The sequence below is a fragment of the Candidatus Doolittlea endobia genome, assembly GCF_900039485.1.
Classification (GTDB): Bacteria; Pseudomonadota; Gammaproteobacteria; order Enterobacterales; family Enterobacteriaceae; genus Doolittlea; species Doolittlea endobia.
Window position 1 is genome coordinate 346124 of sequence record NZ_LN999833.1, and the last position, 19667, is coordinate 365790.

Annotated in this window: 18 protein-coding genes, 4 tRNA genes and 1 pseudogene; 17 read left to right on the top strand and 6 right to left on the bottom strand. The window is 43.5% G+C overall.

Going from position 1 to position 19667, the window contains the following annotated elements:
- Positions 1-2086 precede the first annotated feature (2086 nt).
- From A4A68_RS03860 to A4A68_RS03880, 5 genes are all read right to left on the bottom strand, one after another.
- Positions 2087-2284, bottom strand: coding sequence for a hypothetical protein (locus A4A68_RS03860; RefSeq protein ID WP_408605380.1), 198 nt, complete (start codon positions 2282-2284; stop codon positions 2087-2089).
- Positions 2285-2488: 204 nt separating this feature from the next.
- Positions 2489-2704 carry a hypothetical protein gene (locus tag A4A68_RS03865; protein ID WP_408605377.1) on the bottom strand — a complete coding sequence of 72 codons (216 nt, stop codon included), beginning with the start codon at positions 2702-2704 and terminating at the stop codon, positions 2489-2491.
- Complete coding sequence (locus A4A68_RS03870) at positions 2622-2864, bottom strand: hypothetical protein (protein WP_067565659.1); 243 nt, start codon at positions 2862-2864, stop codon at positions 2622-2624. Before A4A68_RS03870 ends, A4A68_RS03865 begins: the two co-directional genes overlap by 83 nt.
- A gap of 18 nt (positions 2865-2882) precedes the next feature.
- Positions 2883-3050, bottom strand: coding sequence for a hypothetical protein (locus tag A4A68_RS03875; protein ID WP_408605378.1), 168 nt, complete (start codon positions 3048-3050; stop codon positions 2883-2885).
- The gene (locus tag A4A68_RS03880; RefSeq protein ID WP_408605381.1) at positions 3050-3214 is read right to left on the bottom strand and encodes a hypothetical protein; all 165 of its coding nucleotides are present in this window, start codon (positions 3212-3214) and stop codon (positions 3050-3052) included. The genes A4A68_RS03875 and A4A68_RS03880 overlap by 1 nt, the downstream gene beginning before the upstream one ends.
- Before the next feature lie 1117 nt (positions 3215-4331).
- Here A4A68_RS03880 and A4A68_RS01230 point away from each other — a divergent pair.
- The 17 genes and pseudogenes from A4A68_RS01230 (at position 4332) to dsbB (ending at position 18277) form a co-directional block, all read left to right on the top strand.
- Positions 4332-4407, top strand: a tRNA-Ala gene (locus tag A4A68_RS01230).
- Between the two features lie 500 nt (positions 4408-4907).
- Complete coding sequence (locus A4A68_RS01240; RefSeq protein WP_067565665.1) at positions 4908-6059, top strand: bifunctional tRNA (adenosine(37)-C2)-methyltransferase TrmG/ribosomal RNA large subunit methyltransferase RlmN; 1152 nt, start codon at positions 4908-4910, stop codon at positions 6057-6059.
- 6 nt (positions 6060-6065) lie between these two features.
- Positions 6066-6194, top strand: a complete 129-nt coding sequence (locus A4A68_RS03760; protein WP_269447282.1) for a hypothetical protein — start codon at positions 6066-6068, stop codon at positions 6192-6194.
- A gap of 368 nt (positions 6195-6562) precedes the next feature.
- Complete coding sequence (gene rodZ / locus A4A68_RS01245; protein WP_067565667.1) at positions 6563-7516, top strand: cytoskeleton protein RodZ; 954 nt, start codon at positions 6563-6565, stop codon at positions 7514-7516.
- 70 nt (positions 7517-7586) lie between these two features.
- Positions 7587-8492 (top strand): annotated as a pseudogene (locus tag A4A68_RS03675) (flavodoxin-dependent (E)-4-hydroxy-3-methylbut-2-enyl-diphosphate synthase).
- A complete protein-coding gene (gene hisS, locus A4A68_RS01250; RefSeq protein WP_067565670.1) occupies positions 8489-9796 on the top strand; it encodes a histidine--tRNA ligase in 1308 nt (435 codons plus the stop codon). Before A4A68_RS03675 ends, hisS begins: the two are co-directional and overlap by 4 nt.
- 79 nt (positions 9797-9875) lie before the next feature.
- Positions 9876-10001: a hypothetical protein gene (locus A4A68_RS03765; RefSeq protein ID WP_269447283.1), complete on the top strand. Its 126-nt coding sequence runs from the start codon at positions 9876-9878 to the stop codon at positions 9999-10001.
- A 54-nt stretch (positions 10002-10055) separates the two neighbouring features.
- On the top strand, positions 10056-11231 hold the full coding sequence (gene bamB / locus A4A68_RS01255) for an outer membrane protein assembly factor BamB (protein WP_067565673.1): 1176 nt from the start codon (positions 10056-10058) through the stop codon (positions 11229-11231).
- Positions 11232-11671: 440 nt separating this feature from the next.
- Positions 11672-12292 carry a lipoprotein insertase outer membrane protein LolB gene (lolB, locus tag A4A68_RS01260; RefSeq protein ID WP_067565676.1) on the top strand — a complete coding sequence of 207 codons (621 nt, stop codon included), beginning with the start codon at positions 11672-11674 and terminating at the stop codon, positions 12290-12292.
- A 397-nt stretch (positions 12293-12689) separates the two neighbouring features.
- The gene (locus tag A4A68_RS01265; RefSeq protein ID WP_067565679.1) at positions 12690-13628 is read left to right on the top strand and encodes a ribose-phosphate pyrophosphokinase; all 939 of its coding nucleotides are present in this window, start codon (positions 12690-12692) and stop codon (positions 13626-13628) included.
- A gap of 645 nt (positions 13629-14273) precedes the next feature.
- Entirely contained in the window at positions 14274-14858 is a 585-nt protein-coding gene (gene pth / locus A4A68_RS01270) for an aminoacyl-tRNA hydrolase (RefSeq protein ID WP_067565682.1), read from the top strand.
- A 108-nt stretch (positions 14859-14966) separates the two neighbouring features.
- Complete coding sequence (gene ychF / locus A4A68_RS01275) at positions 14967-16058, top strand: redox-regulated ATPase YchF (RefSeq protein WP_067565685.1); 1092 nt, start codon at positions 14967-14969, stop codon at positions 16056-16058.
- A gap of 735 nt (positions 16059-16793) precedes the next feature.
- The gene (locus A4A68_RS01280; protein WP_231938062.1) at positions 16794-17093 is read left to right on the top strand and encodes a hypothetical protein; all 300 of its coding nucleotides are present in this window, start codon (positions 16794-16796) and stop codon (positions 17091-17093) included.
- A 9-nt stretch (positions 17094-17102) separates the two neighbouring features.
- Positions 17103-17179: transfer RNA gene (locus A4A68_RS01285), tRNA-Arg, on the top strand.
- A 29-nt stretch (positions 17180-17208) separates the two neighbouring features.
- A tRNA-His gene (locus A4A68_RS01290) sits at positions 17209-17281 on the top strand.
- Between the two features lie 173 nt (positions 17282-17454).
- Positions 17455-17531: transfer RNA gene (locus A4A68_RS01295), tRNA-Pro, on the top strand.
- A gap of 215 nt (positions 17532-17746) precedes the next feature.
- Entirely contained in the window at positions 17747-18277 is a 531-nt protein-coding gene (gene dsbB / locus A4A68_RS01300; protein ID WP_067565691.1) for a disulfide bond formation protein DsbB, read from the top strand.
- A gap of 557 nt (positions 18278-18834) precedes the next feature.
- Here the strand turns inward: dsbB and tpiA are convergent.
- Positions 18835-19602, bottom strand: coding sequence for a triose-phosphate isomerase (tpiA, locus tag A4A68_RS01305; RefSeq protein ID WP_067565694.1), 768 nt, complete (start codon positions 19600-19602; stop codon positions 18835-18837).
- Between the last annotated feature and the right edge of the window lie 65 nt (positions 19603-19667).

Consider the following 19667-nt stretch of genomic DNA (forward strand, 5'->3'; position numbering starts at 1 on the left):
GCAGACGTAAAGCTGCCTCTATTTTCAGCTTGTCTCAGCCGCCGATGTGTAATTATTCCATAAAAGCTTGACAGCAAAGACAGTGACTCTTACCGACAAGTTAATTGCGAATGCCGTTGCTGACTTGCTTAGCAATCGCATCCTGTCGAACAGATTATTGTTATGTAAGTTTGTTGTTCTTAATAGACGATATCTTTTTAGTCATGCCGCAAGTGTCGAGAAAAGATTTCGTCATGAGTTTAAAAATAAGCATTAGTTATTTTTTGTTAAATAAATGGCGAACTCTTGTTAACAAAGAGAAGATGTTTCACATCTGGTTATAATTCTCTTGGTGTTGATTACTAGTAGTCTCGCTATTCACAGCATATCGCTGACGCAGGCTTCTTTCTTGATTTTTCGGCGATGCCCTGCCTCAAGGAGGCTTACAATAGATTTGTATACTTCTTCGGTGTTTGAAGGTCAGGACGCAAACCAGTCATTTTGCGTGATCACTGTCAGTTCATTAATACGTGTACTTCTTATCCGGCACCGTGGTTAAGTGCGCAGTTATCGTATCGCTTCCAAAGAAGCTGGCCCTAATCTGTCCAGGGGGAACTTAGACAAAATCGTTTTTACGCGTAGCTAGCTAGCGCCTATATCTGAGGGGCCAAACCGCTAAGTCAATTCATTATAATGCTGCTGGGAATTTTTCCGGTAACAGTGGTTTCCCACGGCTAGTATCGATGATACCCTGTTAAGAGGTTGAAAGTCACTCTCTTTCCCGCCAAAGCTCAAATTATCGTTGTACAGGCCATTCACAAACCACATGAAGTCTACCGGCGCTTTGAAGTCTACCGGCGCTTTTACCATAGTGATTGACACCAGTGTTCTGCTACGTCATTGCCACGCTGCAGACAAAGAATAGTTTGGAGTCTTCAAACCCGCCATTATGTCAATGCCAACGACGATTGTCGTTCAGATCGTTAACGCATGCCAAATCAAATTTATCACACAATACCAACAGGCCGGTCATTGCCAATGCTGATTATTGACGATAATCTGACCGATAGTCAAAATATGAGCTTCGTTAAAACTATAATGTTTCATACACTACCGCGGTATCCCGAAGTACCGAGTTTTATCGTTTAAGCACTATTACCCGACTCCGAAAATACGTAATATTGCGAAGTTAATTGGCCATATTAATTAAATTACTCTACTGAGCGAACTGCCCTGCGCTGGAACAATTAACCATCGGTGCTTCTCCGTTAGTAGTCAATAATGTCGCAAACTTTTATCAGTGAAGTCAGGAGCTCGCATTGCCCTCAGTCATACTTTGTGTACAGTATTGATGTATCAGAGACTTATTTGGTTTTTCTGGTAGCACGGTGTTTCTCTATCATCGACCAAATACCTTATAGTGTTTCAGTCGTGACATCAAAAATGGTGGCAATCCTAATTTGCAAAGTTAAGTTGTCTTTCCACTGCTTAGTTTCACGAAGCACATTTAATAATATCGAACTTTTGTGAAGATCACTCTCGATCTTGCCATAATGCTATCTATGTTTTCATAGTGCATAGATTCTATTAGCTAACAAATAATATACAGTTAATTCATTAAATAAATCTGAAAAGACTGTACTCAACAGCACCAGATGTCAATATTATTGTGAATGATGTCCCGTATGTGTCAAAGGCAAGGTGCATTTTCTTATGAGGTCTTATTACAGATAATAAAATCTAATCACGAATTAAAGACAAACATTCGTTGTTCTTTTTTAGAAAGAAAAAATATAAAAGCAGCTTTACACCTTATATTTGATTAAATTACTCATTATGTTTATATAACCTTTATCCACCGTGACAGAGCTGACTCTTATAGGCTCGCTCCTGACAGCAGAATCAGACGTTTTTTGGCGATACGCGATACTGGCATTTCCAGGCGAGACATAGACGTTGTCGGTAAGTGTTGATTTTGTGGCTTTCTAACGTCCACCATTGCCGATAATTAAAATATTTCATAGAACTTCTAGTTTAATGACGGAAATGGTGCATATGGGCAAAGATCATGCTCATTTCATATTCATTGGCGGTAGTGATGACTTCGTTATCGCGAATCGATCCACATGACTGAATGACGCAATGTACGCCTATCTCCCCGTAGCATCAATACTGTCGCCTGCGTCCACCGTCTTAATTTCAACAATTTTTGCTGAATAAGCGCGGCTATTTGCCCGTCGCCGATACCAACGGCACGTTGGTCGCGAGCGTAAACAATAGCGTTGGATTTGACGAATTTAGTTATTTTCCATCAGGAAAATGCATCGCGCATTTCTTATTCGCTCGGCTGGCACTCGCTAACCACACTCAAATCCTGCGGACTTACCATGCCGGCATCTCAATCTTGCACTAACAGGTCGTCGTTAACCCATTTGAAATCCAATTCAAGTAACGGCTTCTGTAAATTGCACAAGCTAGTATCCGAATATTTGCTTGCTGACTAGTACAGTCAGAACATCGTCATTAATCGTCGATGTAATGATGACCTCAATAAGTTGACGACTGATAGCAGTACCAGCAGTAGCCGGTTGAAAGCAATAATTCCGCCAAACGTGGACGTCGGGTCGGTCTGGTAGGCACGATTATAGGCGGCTAGCAGGTTGCTTTGTATCATTATGATAGGCCGGTACCTGGTTGCCAAAATAGTTTTTAATCGTACCGTCATAGACAGCGATGTATTCAAACGCCTGAATAGAGCGAGGTAAAACGGATCTCCAAGGTGAGATCGACCCGTTGTCTCGATCCATTTCCGAGACAATTGAGGAATAGTCGGCGCTATCAACTACAACAACAACATCTTTATAATTTTCAGTGGCAGAACGCACTATTGTCAAGCACCGATATCAATGTTTTCCACCGCCTTTTTCTCGGGTATATTTCGCACGTATCACCGTAGCAGAAAATGGTATTGGGACAGCGTCACACTTGCTCATAATTGCGTCATCGATATTACGCCGACCAGGATCCCGCCAATGTACTTTGGGATGCAGTGTTTTAATCCGCCAGTCCATTATTTAGGAAATTCTGTATAGTCGAACACTGCGGTAACTGGTAGACCCGCTTCAGTCAAAAAACGAACTGTACCACTGGTAGTAATTAGCTCAACACCGCGTTCAAATAGCGACTTTATCAGAATATCGGTTTTATCAGAAATGCTAAGAAGCGCGCGACGAATAGGTCATAGTAATTGCATAGCAAATAACCTTTGATACGATAAATAAGAATAATAACGATGCAGATCGTACTGATTAACAGTATAATGTTTTGTCGTGCTCATTCGACCCAAATGAAATTACTTGAATTGTAGAGAAAATGTTTTCACAATATTTACTAGATTTAACTTTGTGTTGATAAATTTGTGCAAACTATATATAAAGTTATTTTTTGTGTAAAATTAGCAAATAAACAATGAAAATATCAGTTGATACATGGCTAAAACAATCTATAATTCACTTCTATATCTGACCTTTTGCTTTGGTGAAGAGGCCTATATGACGTGAAGGACAGCATATAGACGCATCGTTCGCTAATTGAATTCTAATTGCATGGTGCTCTTTAAAAATTTGTCAGACAATTTTTATGGATACTCACAAGAGTATATCAACACACTTAAATATTAAATTTTGAAAAGTGATGGTTTAAATTAAACTCTAGAGGCAGATCTAATATATGCAAATCAAACTGTGGTAAGAAGCAACTTATGTTTGTTTCGGCAGGCAGAGGACGAATGGAGGGGTCTAACTAGTAGAGAGATAACTGTTGGGTGGTAGTTAATACTTGCTTAATATCGAGATACTGAAGTGGAACTTTCAGACCTCATCTTGTCGAATGAACCCAGATAAGACGAACTAGTAGATGGGTTACAGTTTGCCTCGTGCCGACATCACTTGGTATAAAGTGTATTTGATACTCTTAAATTGGTATCTCGCAGGTGTAACGGTAAAATGTGCAGACTGAGTTCTGAGCTGAGGATCGCAGAGGGGTATCATATGCATGAAGAACGATTGTCTCTTTATAATTCGTGGCAATACATGGGATCACCTCCTTGCCTCAGTGGTACCTTAAGTAAGGTGTCGACACAGATTATTTGATAATTGTAAAAAGTAAGAAAAACCTGCTATGGGTAGATACCTGAAAGTGATTAGAACAAACTCCAAGGGTAAAGAGAACTGTGTACGACCGACAGGTGGCTGTATGTTGCAAGCAAAGTTGAACTACATGTACAAGCTTGTACAGGCATGAAGTAATTAACGTGAGTAGAGAAGTGACGGCATATGTAAAGTGAACAACTTGGGGCTATAGCTCAGCTGGGAGAGCGCCTGTTTTGCACACAGGAGGTCAGCGGTTCAATCCCGCTTAGCTCCACCATTTTTCTTGTAAATAGTGGTTTGATTATAATATTTTAGATCTGAAAAACGGATTCCCTTAACGGATTCCCTTTAGGGAGGAGCTATAGTTATTGGATGCCATTTCAGGATGCTCTAATTTGTGCTACTTACACCGGCTAGCGTAAGTATGGATTATCGCGGCCAAAATTATTTGGCCATTATTAAGTCAACGTAGCTAATAATGTCATCGGTAACGTTTTTCAGCGTTTTGACAACACCGGGTTGACTGTAGAGAGTGCTAAATGCTTCAGTTAACACGTGAGCTTGCGGAATGATTTTATTTCGAACATACAGGCAAACCGTTCTTTGACAAGCATGGTTGGTTTTATGTTTTTCGGCCGTACTCTTTAATCCGTGTCGTACAATGGTAAACCAGGTTTCTCTATGCTCAATCAGCATCGAGTACGCCCGAATTAAGATGGAAATCCGTGTTTAGTCTTCATGCCATAATGTGTTAACAATAAGACCTGCAATAAAATAATGTCTGAACTTTCACCTGTGTCGGGAAAGACCTTTCCCTCTGCACTTGCGGCTCAACAGAAATTGAACCTACTTAATATGACTCGCCAACAGCTACGAGAGCTTTTTGCGTCTATAGGGGAAAACGCTTTCCGTGCCGATCAGGTGATGAAATGGATTTATCACTATTTCTGTGATGATTTTGATCAGATGACGAATATCAGCAAGCATTTGCGTGCTAAGCTAAATGCATTGGCGGAAATCCGCGCACCAGAAGTCGCCGAGGAAAAACGCTCTGTCGACGGCACTATTAAATGGACTATCAAGGTAGGCGATCAGCAGGTCGAGACAGTCTATATTCCCGAGAACAATCGCGCTACTTTATGCGTTTCCTCTCAGGTCGGTTGTGCGCTGCAATGCCCTTTCTGCTCTACTGCGCAGCAGGGCTTTAACCGTAATCTCAGGGTATCGGAAATTATCGGCCAGGTTTGGCAAGTGGCAAAAATTATCGGCGTCGCCAGGATTACCGACCGACGTCCTATTACCAATGTGGTTATGATGGGCATGGGTGAGCCACTACTCAATCTTACTAATGTAGTGCCTGCAATAGAAATTATGCTGGACGATTTTGGTTTCGGTCTGTCTAAGCGACGCATCACACTATCTACTTCAGGTGTAGTGCCTGCTCTGGAAAAACTTGGTGACATAATAGATGTAGCACTGGCGATTTCTCTTCATGCGCCGAACGATATAATTCGCGACAAAATTGTGCCGATTAACCGCAAGTATAATATTAAAACTTTTCTGTCAGCGGTGCGCCACTATCTTGATAAGACTAATGCCAATCAAGGCCGCGTGACTGTAGAGTATGTAATGCTTGATCACGTCAACGACGGGACCGAACACGCACATCAACTAGCGGCATGTTTGAAAGATACACCGTGCAAGATTAATATTATTCCCTGGAACTCATTTCCAGGTGCTCCTTACCGCCGCAGTTCTAATAGCCGGGTAGATCGCTTTGCTAAGATACTAATAAGTTACGGGTTCACAGCTATTGTGCGTAAAACGCGTGGTGACGATATCGACGCTGCTTGTGGACAATTGGCGGGAGAGGTGATCGATCGGACTAAACGTACCCTGCGTCAATTTATGAACGGTCAAAAGTGCTAGCTTGAGGTGAAGGCGCGTCTAATGATAAATAATTGGCATGCGATAGCCTGTATTCACGTTAACGGAATAAAAGTACTGATACGCGAACCGAATAGCGGTGGTAATTTGGATGCTGTCTGGTTAAATCCGTCATAGTTTGCTTTACAAAACTAGCGCCTTAAATAGCAAAATTCTAAATAATTACGGTGCGTTTTAGTGTGTTTTAGGGCAATATGTACTCGTGCAATAGCGCGCTCCCGTGGCTGCGCAATCAGCAATAAGGATAAAAGAGCCGATCTCTGGAAATCGCCAGCTACTGCTTTTCAAGTCAAATAATGCTGCACATGTGCGTAAAATACGCGCATGTGCAGTGCGATTCTGATTCTGAAAAGATGGTATCTATTTTTGTAATTACAGATTTACTTCGCTGTATTAGCGAAGTGGCTAAATAACGTGCAATATTGTGCGCACACGGTTTACTCGTAGTTTTCTATAATCTAAACAGTACCAGCAATCTCTAGCTAATGAATATTGAAGCTTTGCAAGATCAAGCACCAACCACGACGGGCGGATACCTGCGTCAAGCCCGCGAAAATATGGGGTTAAGCCAGCAGTCGGTAGCCGAACGGTTGCGCCTGAATGTATCTACTGTGCAGGATATCGAAAACGATCACGTTAATCCTAACCTCGCTTCAACATTTCTGCGAGGCTATATTCGTTCTTATGCGCGCTTGGTTCAAATTTCTGAAGAAGAACTAATTCCAATGATGGCTGAACAGGCACCGATAAAACCATTGAAGGTAGCGCTGATGCAGAGTTTTTCTCTTGGTAAGACTCGTAAGAAACGCGATAGCTGGCTGATGGGGTTCACCTGGTTTATCCTGTTTGTGATGATTGGTCTGACAGGCGCCTGGTGGTGGCAAAATCATCAGGATCAGCAGCAGGATATCACCAATATAGTCGATCAAGCCTTCGCCAAGTTATTGCGTGGGGATGATGTCGCATCGGTTGTACTTAGCAACGGGGTGGATGACGTAGGTCAACCGACGGAGAATCAACCTGTCAACACGAATACCGATGTGCCGATTGCCGCACCGTCTTCATCATCTGTAAGCGCGGTGCCTATTCCTTACATCGCCGGCCAAATTGCTGACAGAACGTTGTCAACGTCCATCCCTTCCACACCAACAACATCATCCGTTTCACCCGGGACTGTCCCCGCTGATGCCAACAGCAATGTGATAGTGATGAATTTTACCGGCGACTGCTGGCTGGAAGTGTTCGATGCCGGTGGCAAGAAGCTTTTCAGCGGCATTCAATATAACGGCGCCAGACTGAATCTAACTGGTCAGGCACCATATAAATTAAACATAGGAGCTCCTTCCGCAGTACAAGTTCAGTACCAGGGAAGGCCGGTAGATCTAAGCCGGTTCATCCGGTCAAATCAAGTTGCGCAGTTAAACGTAACCACCCAGTAACAGTTAATCACAAGGTTGGAGAAAGTTTCATGCAAGTGCCGTAGCCGTAAATCGTCGAAAATTAAAACTTATTTACGTCGGAAAAGTTCTGGTAGGCGATGGCGTCCCCATTCCTATGCAATCAATGATCAACACCCGCACTACCAATATCGCGGCGCCGGTAAACAATACCGGCGATTAAACACGTCAGTGTTGATATGTCAGCATCCTACTATGGACGCTGCAACGGAACTGCGACTGTAGCATTCAACCTAATCAAACAGCAAGTCGCAGTTCCGTTGGCATCGAAGTTGGATGCAATCTGAAAAAGTATCGCGAACCCACACCAGAGGTCTTGGTGAATCGGCTATGTACTATGTGGATGCCTTGACCTGTTCAATTTCAATGTGTTTAAAGTTAGCGTGAAAGCTTCTGATGTGTTTCTAATTGGTACGATCCTATCGCTTTTTGACCTCGTGTTCGCCGCTACATCTGGACATTACTGAAGCCAGCGTCGTCTGCAGTAGAATGCTGAAATCAGTAATTAATCTTTGTCTGCTTTTAAGCAAAGATATTGGGCAATATGTTGCGTATTTCGCTGATGGCGAATCCGAAAAGAAGTTAATATCTGGTTTGATATTTTTTACCTCTGTACGTTCATACTCTCGGCATCAATTTTATTGTCTGTTCAATATGTTCGGGTCAGGAGTTTGATGTTATCGTGTCAATATCCTAGAGCAGCAATTGGAGAATTGCATCACGCCAATATATGTTTCCATCATAGCTGTGTGGATAAATGATCTCGGTGAAGCGCAGTATCCACACTTAGTAGAACCAGAGGTATGACAAAGGCGGGTTACTATTAAAAGGCGTTTGCTAGCGCGAACGTTTCAATAACGCACTGTTAATCGACCAATTAGAGAGCCATGCACAAAAGTGGCGATGTTGGACGAGCGTCAATCTGATAGATAAAATTACACAGGCAAAAATTCGATGAAAAAAAACATCCGGGCTATTCGCGGAATGAATGACTATTTGCCGGAAGAGACGGCCTGTTGGCAGCGCGTGGAAAAGATACTTAAAAATGTGTTGGACAGCTACGGCTATAGTGAAATCCGCTTGCCGATTATCGAGCAAACCCCTCTTTTCCAGAGGGCTATCGGTGCGGTGACCGACGTAGTGGAAAAAGAAATGTATACCTTTACAGATCGCAACGGAGATAACTTGTCTCTGCGCCCGGAAGGTACCGCTGGCTGCGTGCGCGCCGGCATTGAACATGGGTTGCTATACAATCAGGAAAAGCGGTTGTGGTATATGGGACCGATGTTTCGTTATGAACGTCCACAGAAAGGCCGCTACCGTCAGTTCCACCAGATAGGCGCTGAAGTATTTGGTCAACGTGGACCGGATGTTGACGCTGAGCTTATTTTTCTAACTGCCCGCTGGTGGCGAGCGCTAGGTATTCAGAAAGATGTGGCACTGGAGCTAAATTCCATCGGTGCGATGGAAGCGCGCGCGCGCTATCGCGAGGCGATGATCATCTTTTTGCGCCAGCATGAAGACCGCCTGGATGAAGATTGCCGCCGTCGCATGCATACCAATCCAATGCGGGTTTTAGATACAAAAAATCCAGATATTCAGGCACTGCTTAATGATGCTCCGGTTTTAGTTAATTATTGTGATAACGATTCTCAGGCTCATTTTTCCCGTCTGTGTGAACTTTTAAACTTAGCCGGCATTCCATATACAATTAATCCGCGTTTGGTGCGTGGCCTAGATTATTACAACAAAACGGTTTTCGAATGGGTAACTACCCGCTTGGGATCACAGGGCACTGTGTGCGGCGGCGGCCGATATGATGGTCTAGTAGAACAACTTGGCGGTCGCGCCACTCCCGCCGTGGGTTGCGCGATGGGGATAGAACGGCTAATATTGCTAGTACAAACTGTCAACCCGGATATCGCCGCAGAAACGCGTGCGGATGTCTATTTGGTGGCGGAAGGGGAAGGCCTGCAGAGTGAGGTACTGCGGCTAGCGGAGCAGTTGCGTGACACACAACCCTCTCTTCGACTGATGACTAATTACGGTGGCGGTAGCTTCAAAAAGCAGTTTGGCCGCGCTGACAAGCACGGCGCACGCATTGCACTTGTTCTTGGAGAAAGAGAAGCAGCGGCTGGGCAAGTAGTGGTGAAGGATTTGGCCACGGGTAGCCAGGAAATCCGTGCACAAAACGATGTCGATACATATCTGAGATCGATTTTCAGTTCAGGAAAAGGGTACCGTGAAAGTCTACACCGTTAATAACGAAACGCGCGATATGCTGCCCTGTCTTTGTCAATAACTGTAAAAGCGATGGCTATAGCTATTATGCTCGACGTCGTTGCTGTTCTGGGTGCTGCATTCTCATGACGAGAAGACGATAAAGGCCATGCAGCATTTTGCTGACACTAATCCCAATAACTTTTGGGCGTTGTTCTTGATGGAGCGAGTGCGCGTATTGCCGTAGCAAAAGCATAGATAGAACATTGCAAATTCTCAATAGAGTGACGGACAGGACACTGTGCAGTTGCGCAAGATAATGGGACTCTTATCGGTCACCCTGCTTCTCGGGTGCTCGTGGTTTAACAATGAGGAAGACATCGTGACCATGTCGCCTCTGCCAAAAGTAAATAACCGGTTTCAGCCAACAACGGTATGGAGCTGCGCAGTCGGTATCGGTGCAGGCGAATTTTATTCCAATTTGCACCCTGCCTGGCAAGACGGCCGTGTATTTGCAGCAGATCGTCATGGCGTAGTGAAAGTACTTGATGCGGACAGCGGAAAAGAGATTTGGTCAAACAACCTCTCTATCCATACCGGCTTTTTCTCATGCAATCGTCCAGCGCAGCTTTCCGGCGGCGTGTCGGTGGCTGATTCACGGATTTATCTTGGCAGCGAACTGGCTAAGGTTTATGCTCTTAACGCACAGAACGGCAGTGTCGTCTGGCAAACTACAGTTGCCGGTGAGGCTTTATCTACTCCGGTGATTAGCGATGGCATGGTACTAATCCATACCAGTAACGGCATGTTACAAGCGTTAAATAAGGCTGACGGTGTAATAAAATGGACTGTGAACCTTGATATGCCGCTCTTGACGTTACGCGGCGAATCTTCTCCGACGACGGCGTTTGGTACTGCAATCGTAGGCGGTGATAACGGCCGGGTCAGTGCAGTTATGATTAATCATGGCCAACTAATTTGGCAACAGCGCATTTCACAGTCGAGCGGTGCTACCGAAATCACCCGGATCAACGATGTACAAACGACGCCGGTTGTGGTTAACGATGCCGTTTACGCCCTAGCCTACAACGGAAACCTGGCAGCACTGGATCTGCATTCCGGCCGGGTGATTTGGTCGCTTGGAATCGGATCTGCCACCAATCTAATAGTGAACGACGGCAGGATCTATCTGGTAGATCAAAATGATCGCGTTATCGCGGTGGATGCCCAAGATGGCGTTACCCTTTGGTGTCAGAGTGGGCTACTACACCGTAACCTGACTTCACCGGTGCTGTATAATGGCTATATTGTTACCGGCGACTCGGAAGGTTACCTGCATTGGATTAACATCGATGATGGCCACTTCATTGTTCAGCAAAAAGTGGATAGTGCCGGCCTGCTGGCTGCCCCTATCATTGGTGGCGATAAACTTATTGTGCAGGCAAAAAATGGCAAAGTTTACGCTATTACACGTTAATATGTGTCGTCACAGGATTTGCTCGTACTTTCTTTAATTAACTCTGATTGATGTACAAGCCATTCATAATGGTCGTATCAGACTTAATTAATCATGAAGTAATGTACATACATGTTAAATGTTACTCCTAAAACATGAGTCATGACTCATCATGAAGTCTTATGTAGCAATTTGCTTTAGCGAAGCTAAAGTTAATACTTTCAGTATTCGATGTATATTCTAGAGCGTTATAGGAATATCTTCAAACACGCCGCACAGATATAGTACGAACCTCCAAATACCGAATGACTATTCATTACACTATTTTAATCATATCGCCTGCCAAGGCGACAGCAGAGGCGTGAGGTTGCCGATAATCTGAAAAAAATTTCTCATTGAGAAAGAGTTGCTCTTAGCCATCCTCTGTGATCTAGAGATATTAATTAAAGGAAGTTAAAAGCATGCTTGAAAGCAGATATGCCATTTCCCGTTTAATGCTACTGGCCATACCACTGCTAACTACTTGTAGTATCCATACGCCTTTCAGCCTGGCCAAAAATCAGTCATCGCCGAAATGGCGCGCTCATCAGCAGTCGCTCTCCATACTCAGCTATTATCAAACTTGCGGCGCTTTTGCTTATTTTTCCAGACAAAAGAAAATTTACGCCCGTTTCAATTGGACGCAAATCAACGCCGATCATTACCAGCTAATTTTAACTAACCCGTTAGGCAGCACTGAGATAAGCCTAAATGTTCAATCTGGCGTAGCTGAGCTTGTCAACAATCAGGGCAAACGTTATGTCAGCAATAGCCCCGAGGTGATAATTCAGAAGCTCACGGGTATGTCTATCCCGCTTGACAACTTGCGACAGTGGATGCTTGGCCTGCCCGGTAATGCTACTAATTTTACCATTGATTCCTGCGGCTATCTGCACACCCTGAATTATAGCCACAACGAGCAGCGATGGATCGTGATTTATCAAGGCTATCACGACAATACCTTCCCGGCGCTGCCGTCAAATTTGGAGTTGCGACAGGGCGACAATCGCATCAAATTAAAAATGGATAGCTGGAGATTGTAATGATGCACCAGTAACCAGATAAGGTAAAAAGGTAAATTTTACCTGTTTTATATATCACAGATCGCCGCGCCGATATACTGGTATTTATGCTTGGAGAAGCGGCGTTTGCTGAAAACATCAGCGAGTGCATCATGCCTGTTATCCCAAAATGATGGGAGCCGATCACAAGAAAACATTTTTTCTACAGTTGAACTGCATCTTTCATAGTTGTTAAAATACGCATCAGTTTTGACTGATGCGGCAAAGGCGTTTGTATATTTGCTAAATTCGATACCTAGGTCAAAGTCCGTCAGGCTTTATTGCAGCCATCCGGGATGAATGTGTGGTTTTGTAGCCCGATATTAGCTGTGTCCAATATCTACTTTAGGTGTAGTTTGAGGTTCTTCTCGTTCCCGATATGAAACTTTTTTCTGGAAATGCCACCCCTGCGCTAGCACAGCAGGTTGCCACCTGTTTATGTACCAATCTCAGTAATTCTACCGTCAGTCGTTTCAGCGACGGGGAAATCAGTGTACAAATTAATGCAAACGTTCGCGGTGATGATATCTTCATTATTCAATCCACCTGCGCGCCCACCAATGACAATCTGATGGAACTAGTTATCATGGTTGATGCATTGCGCCGGGCTTCCGCTGGTCGAATCACCGCCGTTATTCCCTACTTTGGTTATGCGCGTCAGGATCGACGCGTCCGTTTCGCCCGTGTTCCGATTACTGCCAAAGTTGTGGCTGATTTTCTGTCAAGCGTCGGTGTTGACCGCGTGCTGACAGTTGACCTACATGCTGAACAGATTCAAGGCTTCTTTGATGTGCCGGTGGACAACGTATTTGGCAGTCCGATCCTGCTGGAAGATATGTTACAGCAAGATTTGGAAAACCCAATCGTCGTTTCCCCAGATATCGGTGGGGTTGTACGTGCACGCGCAATAGCCAAGTTGCTTAACGATACCGACATAGCAATTATCGATAAGCGTCGCCCGCACGCTAACGTATCACAGGTGATGCATATTATCGGCGACGTGACAGATCGCGACTGTGTGCTAGTAGATGATATAATCGATACCGGCAGTACCTTGTGCAAAGCCGCTGAAGCATTGAAGGAACACGGCGCAAAGCGGGTATTTTCTTACGCTACGCACCCAATTTTTTCGGGTAATGCCTATGAGAACATCAAGAATTCGGTTATAGATAAAGTGATCGTTTGCGACACCATCCCACTGCATCCAGCCATCAAGACGTTGTCAAACGTGCGTACACTAATGCTATCTGGGCTGCTAGCGGAAGCGATTCGCCGCATTAGCAACGAAGAATCCATCTCTGCTATGTTTGAGCACTGATCGGAAGCGTCTAGTAATGCTACCGGATTTACTAAAAAAAGAATTTTTTTGTTTATCTTCCACAAGGGGATTGGCTTAAGCTTGTAACCACTGTGCGATTAATTTTACAATATTTCTAGATAAGATGCATAGAATAAAAGTGAATCCTTACTCATGTTTTAAGAGCGAGACATACAAAGACCTACGGAAGTTATATATGATTGATGCATGGACCGTGGATCTTATTGAATTCACTCTGTTATATAGTAAGCAAAATATACTCAGCGGATAAAGCGGCATAAGTACCCGTAGCAAATGTCTTGCTCATAAAATCATATTCTTTAAAAAACAATGCATGACAAATCATCACAATTTTGCTAGCAGATATAGGATATGAACAATCATTAAATAAACTGAAACAGCGGCTGTAGTCTATAATTTAACCGCGAAAATATAAAAACATTATCAATTACAAATTCGATATTAGTAAATTGCCATACTATATATCTTTATAAACAATTAAGTAGTAGTAAGGATTATATTAATAATATACGTAATAGTTTTGTCATACATCGATCAAGACGTTTGAGGTGGTACGCTGTTCTACTTGCTAATATATTTTACTTATGACTACTTGAGCTTAACAAGAGCCTTGAGAGTGAAGATATGAGGCTTAAACTAATTGTAGGTCTGGCTAATCCTGGCGCTGAATACGCCGACACTCGCCACAACGCTGGCGCCTGGTATGTTAAGTTATTAGCAAAGTACTATCAGCAAACTCTAAAAGAAGACAGGAAGCTCTACGGCTACAGTGGCCGGCTGACTCTCGGTGGTCAGGATGTGCGCCTGTTGGTACCAACAAGTTTTATGAATCTTAGCGGGAAAGCAGTAGCCGAAACGGCCGCGTTTTACCGCATTGCACCGGAAGAAATTCTTATCGCGCATGATGAACTGGATTTGCTGCCAGGCAACGTCAGGCTAAAACTGGGAGGTGGACATGGCGGCCATAATGGGCTGAAAAACATTATCAGCCATTTTGGTAATAATGCTCACTTTTACCGCTTGCGTATCGGTATCGGCTATCCTGGAAATAAAAATCAAGTCGTGGGCTTTGTGCTTGGCAAACCGCCCACAGTAGAACGTCAATTAATAGATGGTGCTATTGATGAAGCAGTGCACTGCACGGAGATCCTTGTGACTCAGCATTCTGCCAAAGTTATGAATCGCCTGCATGCTTATCGCCCAGATTAAGCAAGACAGCGAATCATGTCTGAAATCTCTGTATGATGCACGCTTGGAAAGATATCATACCAGCAATAGTAATTAATAGACTCATAATATAGAGACTGAAGGTGAAATTTGGGATTCAAATGCGGTATTGTCGGGTTGCCCAACGTTGGAAAATCCACTTTATTTAATGCGCTGACCAAGGCGGGAATTGAAGCGGCTAATTTCCCGTTTTGTACCATTGAACCGAATATCGGTATAGTGCCGATACCAGATGCGCGTTTGGACCAATTAACGGCAATCGTCAAGCCGCGACGTACCGTGCCAACAACAGTAGAGTTTGTCGATATCGCAGGACTGGTAAAGGGTGCATCTAAAGGAGAGGGTCTTGGTAACCAATTCTTGACTAACATCCGTGAGACAGATGCCATTTGTCATGTCGTGCGCTGCTTTCAAAACGATAATATCATTCATGTAACGGGGTCTGTCTGTCCGACAGAAGATATTGATGTCATCAATACCGAGCTAGCTTTATCCGACTTGGAGAGATGCGAACGCGCTATCTACAAGGTGAAAAAACGAGCTAAGGGTGGCGATAAGGATGCTAAACTGGAGCTATCGGTGCTGGAAAAATGTCTCCATTTCCTTAGCAAAGCTAACATGCTGCGCACGCTTGATTTATCACTCGAAGAGAAAAATGCTATTCGCCATCTAAGCTTTTTGACTCTGAAACCCACGATGTATATCGCCAACGTTAACGAAGACGGTTTTGATAACAATCCTTATCTGGATGAGGTGCGTGTCATTGCTGTAGCTGAAGGGTCGGTGGTGGTCGCAGTTTGTAGCACTGTGGAATATGCTCTCACTGAGCTCGAAGAAAAAGAGCGCGAGGAATTCATGACGGAGCTAGGACTTAAAGAGCCGAGCCTAAATCGCGTTATTCGCGCCGGCTATGATCTTCTTAATCTACAGACCTATTTTACCGCCGGAAGCAAAGAAGTGCGCGCCTGGAGTATCCCTGTCGGTGCCACTGCACCCCAAGCAGCCGGGAAAATTCACACCGACTTTGAAAGAGGATTTATCCGCGCCCAAACTACTTCCTTTGCCGATTTTTTTATTTATAAAGGGGAGCAAGGCGCAAAAGAAGCTGGTAAAACACGTTCTGAAGGGAAAGAATATATAGTACAAGACGGCGATGTTATGCATTTCCTTTTTAATGTTTAAACCAATTTTTCATAAATACCACTAGCATCTAAGCGCTGGCAAGTCGTATGAGCAAAATTTCTATTCTCTCAACTGCGTATATTTTTGTACTACATCCTTGCTTATATACCTGTTCTTGTGTTATTTAAGTATAGAATATCTGGCGAGGATCATCTTTATTGCATACATAAGACCCTTGTTCGTCTGCACGGTCATAATTTTATTGATACACTTTCTTTTAAAAGCGCGTCGAAGCGCTCAAACAGACATACGCCAGTAATATAGTAATAAATGATACTATTGGAAATTGAATTCCAATACTGTGGGATAGCACAGGGTTGGCAGCAAGCGCATCATGATCTTATGTACGTAATAAAGAGCTCTTGATGGATATTTTATATTGATGATCGCATAAGAAAACAAGCCCTTATTCGTGTTTTAGAGCAAAAAATATACATATATTATCCAGTCTTGTTAGATTCAATCGGTCACAAGTAAAGACCTACTCAACGATAGAACAGTATAATTTGAACTTACATATTCACATCACGACCGCACACCGCCAAATTTGCCCATTAGAATTTATAATAACGACGGGTGCCGCTATCAGATCTGTGATCTGTCCTGGCGTCGGCTCGGCTGGTTCCATCGAATATTTGTTTGCAAACACATGGCTGAACCAGCATGCTTAGTGGAAATTAACACTAAAGCGCTCAACATTGAGCGGGATACGGCGCTGAAAAGTTACTCGACGAAGTGGCATCTAAATATGCCAAGAGTATCAGGATCGTGCGTTTGATCCGCCGTAAATATCTCCATTCTAAAGTCAGTCGTAATGATTTATTCCAAAAGAGTAGGAGTATTGGTGTTTTTATCCATCCGTTAGTGCTGATGAACATTGAAGCGCAATTGCGTATACGCTTGAATGTTACATTGTTAGCCAGCATGGATGCTTATATGAGTGTTGTCACAGAAGCGAGCTCAAGAGCAACTGATGCGTTATTTGAAAAATTACTAGACAGCCTGTACGTAAATCCGTACTATTCTCGGCCGTAAAGTCGCTGCGCGCCTGTAGCTCAGCTGGATAGAGCGCTGCCCTCCGGAGGCAGAGGTCTCAGGTTCGAGTCCTGTCGGGCGCACCATCGCATTTATTCGCAGAATCGTGGTAGTGGTGATTGTAGCTCAGTTGGTAGAGCTCTGGATTGTGATTCCAGTTGTCATGGGTTCGAGTCCCATCAGTCACCCCGTTATTAGGAGAAATGCAAAATAGGCAAGCGCGCTAGCTTTAGGTTTTAACTGTTTGAATGCACGTGAGGGTTCAAGTACTTCTCTTTGCTACGCATCTTTAATGTGCTTAATATTATTAGCCTATTGTCGGCATGAGGTTACCTATGGTGGTGTGCGTAGTGTGTTATCTCGGCGAGTAGCGCAGCTTGGTAGCGCAACTGGTTTGGGACCAGTGGGTCAGAGGTTCAAATCCTCTCTCGCCGACCATATTACTCAAGAGTTTATTAGCTGATTGTCTAGATGATTTTTATATAATCTTTTCTGGCACATCAACTCGCTGACTCTTATTCTTGGAATGTTAAAGGTTGAGACATTGATGCCGAATGTTTATTACATCGCCAAAAGAGCGGCATTCCTTGGGAATGTGTTGCACATTAACAATCTTGCTCGCGTCACTTAATTGCTTCTAAGCATGCTTTATTATGATGAGATCATTAAATCGCTGCTCCAAACGTCGTGCAGTTTGGTTAGCATTAGCACTTACCGCCTTCGCGTTAGAACTGGTCGCGCTTTGTTTTCAACATATTATGCTGCTCAAACCCTGTGTTTTGTGTATATATCAACGTTGTGCTCTGTATGGAATTATGGCGTCCGGGTTGGTGGGCGCCATTTCTCCCGCGACGCCACTGCGTTTCGCCGGCTTGATAATATGGCTGTATAGCGCTTGGAAGGGCTTGATGCTGGCAATGCAATACACTGATATACAACTACATCCATCACTATTAGTCACTTGTGACTTTTGTATTAGTTTTCCTACCTGGCTGCCATTGGATAAGTGGATGCCGTTAATCTTCAGTACTAACGGTGACTGCATCGTCCATCAAAGGCGTTTTCTATCGATGGAAATGCCGCGATGGATGATCCTCATCTTTATCGCTTATCTAGTACTAGCAATACTCATTTTGCTTTCACAATTTTTCCCTTCTCGCAAACGCGATTTTTTTTCACTTTGATAAGTGTAAACTATTATCTTCTCAGCGAGCTGATTATCTCGCTGCTTTCTATAATTATTTCTGTATGTTATTGCAAATCGGTTTGCAAATCCCTAAAGCAAGACGAAAAGAAAGACAAAAATCAAACAACCTTGAGTCAAGACCTTCCTTTTCTAGGAAGAATCTAGATTTAATTTATTGCTATCTAGGATAGAGTCTTTAATATATGATTCGTAGTGAAACCAAGTACTGTAACCAGGCAGTGTTTGGCTATTGAACCAATATTAATGCTACTAGCGATACCAATGTGCACCTCGTTCCTGGCGTGAAAGCATGCCGTTATTTAATAGGCGACGAGGTCTTAAAGAAGACATCGGTTTTGTTTTTAGGCCAAAATAAAATTTTGGCCATGTGCGTGACTACTCTAATAAATTTCTATACACTTAATAAAGATTGAATTGACTTTTCAAAATCATAATTGACGAGATGACGGTATAGTATATGAGTGTACACAAATATCAGACAGCCTAAGTTATTTACACTGTCCCACTCAATAATTTGGTTCGTTTTTATACCATTCAAGTCTGTTTTGCTTCTGCCGCGGCCTTAACGATCACTGAGAAAGTGTCAGCGTTTAGTGATGCTCCACCTACCAGAGCGCCATCGATATCCGGTTGAGTGAATAGCTCAACCGCATTGTCGGCGTTGACTGAACCTCCATACTGGATGATCACCCGTTCAGCAATTGCCGCGTCATATTTTGCGATATGACTACGGATAAATTTATGCACCGCCTGCGCCTGTACTGGCGTAGCAGCTTTACCAGTACCGATTGCCCAAATGGGCTCGTAAGCAATGAGGGCGCTTTCGAATGCTTTGGCATCTAGTTTGTTCAATACTACATCAATCTGATGGGCACATACCGCTTCGGTTTTACCGGCTTCGTTCTCCGCTTTACTCTCGCCGATGCATAATACCGGAATCAATTCGGCTTCCTTCAAAACAGCGAATTTTTCGGCGATCAACTCATTACTTTCCTTATGATAAGCACGGCGTTCGGAATGTCCAATGATGATATATTTCGCGCCGATATCTTTAAGCATTTGAGTAGAAACTTCGCCGGTATAGGCGCCAGAAATATGAATATCGACATTCTGTGCACCCAGCGCAATTCGGCTATTACCAAGATGGTATTTCGCTAGATCAAGATAAATTACCGGCGGAGCAATGGCGATATTGCAACCAACAACATTGCTAAGTTTGTTACGTAGTGCTGAAATCAGGTCATTAACCATGCGTTTGTTGCCGTTAAGCTTCCAATTACCCATTACTAACGGATGTCGCATTGTTATCCTCCATTTAAAATGCGATTAAAAACAGATATTTGTTGTTCTTTTTTAAAGAAAATCTT

Excerpts from the sequence above, each read along its gene's own strand:
- A4A68_RS03865 (WP_408605377.1), bottom strand. The coding sequence starts at position 2,704 with ATGACGGTACGATTAAAAACTATTTTGGCAACCAGGTACCGGCCTATC.
- A4A68_RS03875 (WP_408605378.1), bottom strand. The coding sequence starts at position 3,050 with ATGGACTGGCGGATTAAAACACTGCATCCCAAAGTACATTGGCGGGAT.
- A4A68_RS01240 (WP_067565665.1), top strand. The coding sequence starts at position 4,908 with ATGTCTGAACTTTCACCTGTGTCGGGAAAGACCTTTCCCTCTGCACTT.
- rodZ (WP_067565667.1), top strand. The coding sequence starts at position 6,563 with ATGAATATTGAAGCTTTGCAAGATCAAGCACCAACCACGACGGGCGGA.
- hisS (WP_067565670.1), top strand. The coding sequence starts at position 8,489 with ATGAAAAAAAACATCCGGGCTATTCGCGGAATGAATGACTATTTGCCG.
- lolB (WP_067565676.1), top strand. The coding sequence starts at position 11,672 with ATGCTTGAAAGCAGATATGCCATTTCCCGTTTAATGCTACTGGCCATA.
- A4A68_RS01265 (WP_067565679.1), top strand. The coding sequence starts at position 12,690 with ATGAAACTTTTTTCTGGAAATGCCACCCCTGCGCTAGCACAGCAGGTT.
- pth (WP_067565682.1), top strand. The coding sequence starts at position 14,274 with ATGAGGCTTAAACTAATTGTAGGTCTGGCTAATCCTGGCGCTGAATAC.
- dsbB (WP_067565691.1), top strand. The coding sequence starts at position 17,747 with ATGATGAGATCATTAAATCGCTGCTCCAAACGTCGTGCAGTTTGGTTA.
- tpiA (WP_067565694.1), bottom strand. The coding sequence starts at position 19,602 with ATGCGACATCCGTTAGTAATGGGTAATTGGAAGCTTAACGGCAACAAA.